Raw genomic sequence first — 1,850 nt, 5'->3', positions numbered from 1 at the left:
CGTCAGTCGCCTGCTAACCAATGCTTGTACCTGCTGTGCTATCTGCAGTCTCGGTACCAGCAGGGCTTGGAGCGCATTGCGGAAGGGTTCATCCATCACACTCGACAGGTGAAGCAACGAGCGCATCAGATGGCGCAGGAACGGGTTTATCAAGACTGGCAAAAGGCAGCCCGCAACGTGAGTAAAGCCGCTGAGATCCTGCACCTGTTCGTGGATGACCGCATCGACCCTAATACTTCCTTCCACGCGGTACAGCAACAGGCTTTCCAGTTTCTCAGTGCCAACGACCTGAACTCGGTCTGCCGATACCTGAGCAATCAGAAACAGTCAGCGGAGGAAGCGTTCTGGCAACACCTGGACACGGAATCCACATTGCGAACCGGCCTGTTACGGTCGCTCTTTTGCTGTCTGCGCATGGAAGGCACCGACAAAACGCAACGGTTAGCCCGGATCTTAGACCAAGCTCGGTTGGATCTGGTCGCCGGCAATATGCTCGGCGATGCCTGCATTGATCAGCGTCTACCGCCGAAAGCCACACGACCACTATTGCTAAAACCCGATGGCAGTATAGATAAAGCCAGGTATGAATGGTTCCTGTACCTGCAGATTCCCAACCGGTTAAACGGCCAGCTAATGCTGCCGGAAGTCATTCGATATCGGGCGTTAGAGGATGATCTGGTGAAGCCACAGACCTGGAAAAACCAGAAGCAGGTCTTGGTCGAGGGTACGCAGCAACCGAAAATCTCCAAGGATCCGACGCGACTGATCCCGCGTATGGCGGATGAGCTGACCCTTCGGTTACACGAGGTCAGCGAATACTTGGAACGTTCGGACAATCGGGACGTGATACTGCGCCCGAAAGGCGGCAAACACCTTTGGCGGTTGCCTACAGCCAGTAAGAAACACCTGGTGAATAATCCGTTCTTCCAACAAATGAGAGCGATCAGCGTTGCCGATGTCTTGCGCGTGGTGGATCAGGATACCGGATTCATTGACGACTTCGAGCATGTGCTGGGCATGAACTCGAAAAGCCGTCAATACGAAGTGGACCTGTTGGCGATCTTGATCGCCAATGCCACTAATCAGGGCATCTATGGCATCGCTCAGATCTCCGATCGGACCTATGATCAGCTCAGCACTATCCAGGCGAACTACCTTCGGCTGGAAACCCTGAATGCGGCCAATGACCGTATCAACAACGCTACCACACGACTGAGCATCTTCAAGCACTACAACATCCAGGATGACAGTCTGCATGCCAGTGCCGATGGTCAGAAGTTCGAAGCCAAGCGCGAGACGTTCCGTACACGGTATTCCTCAAAATACTTCGGTACCAGCAAAGGCGTCTCGGCGGTCAGTCTGAATGCCAATCATATGGCCATCAATGCCCGGGTTATCGGCGCCAACGAACATGAATCCCATTACATCTTTGACCTGTTGATGAACAACAGTACTGAGATTATCCCGGACATGCTCTCAACTGACACTCATGGGGTAAATCATGTGAACTTTGCCTTGCTCGATCTGTTCGGTTATCGGTTCGCCCCCCGATATGCCCGGGTTGGCAAGGTCATCAATGAGCTGTTCAACATCACCGAAGACGAAAATCAGCGCGTGAAACTATCGTTGCGCAAGCCGATCAACACGAAACGCATCATAGACCACTGGGACACCATCCAGCGGATCGCAGTCTCTCTAGCCCAGCGGAAAACCAGCCAAGCTACGTTGGTGCGTAAACTCTCCGGCTACAAGCACAACCACCCGTTACTGGAGGCTCTGACTGAATACAACCGGTTACTGAAGGCCCAGTATCTGCTGAACTACATCGATGACGCCAGCCTTAGAAACCA

1 protein-coding gene is annotated in these 1,850 nt (G+C 53.2%); it reads left to right on the top strand.

Annotated elements, in window-relative coordinates; translation table 11 throughout:
• The coding region (locus tag I9W95_RS12100; protein ID WP_225675240.1) for a Tn3 family transposase at positions 1–1,850 on the top strand (1,850 nt) is incomplete at both ends.

This window comes from Thalassolituus marinus (assembly GCF_020320395.1).
In the GTDB taxonomy this organism is placed as follows: Bacteria; Pseudomonadota; Gammaproteobacteria; order Pseudomonadales; family Oceanobacteraceae; genus Venatoribacter; species Venatoribacter marinus.
This window is presented reverse-complemented; position numbering and strand designations above follow the sequence as displayed.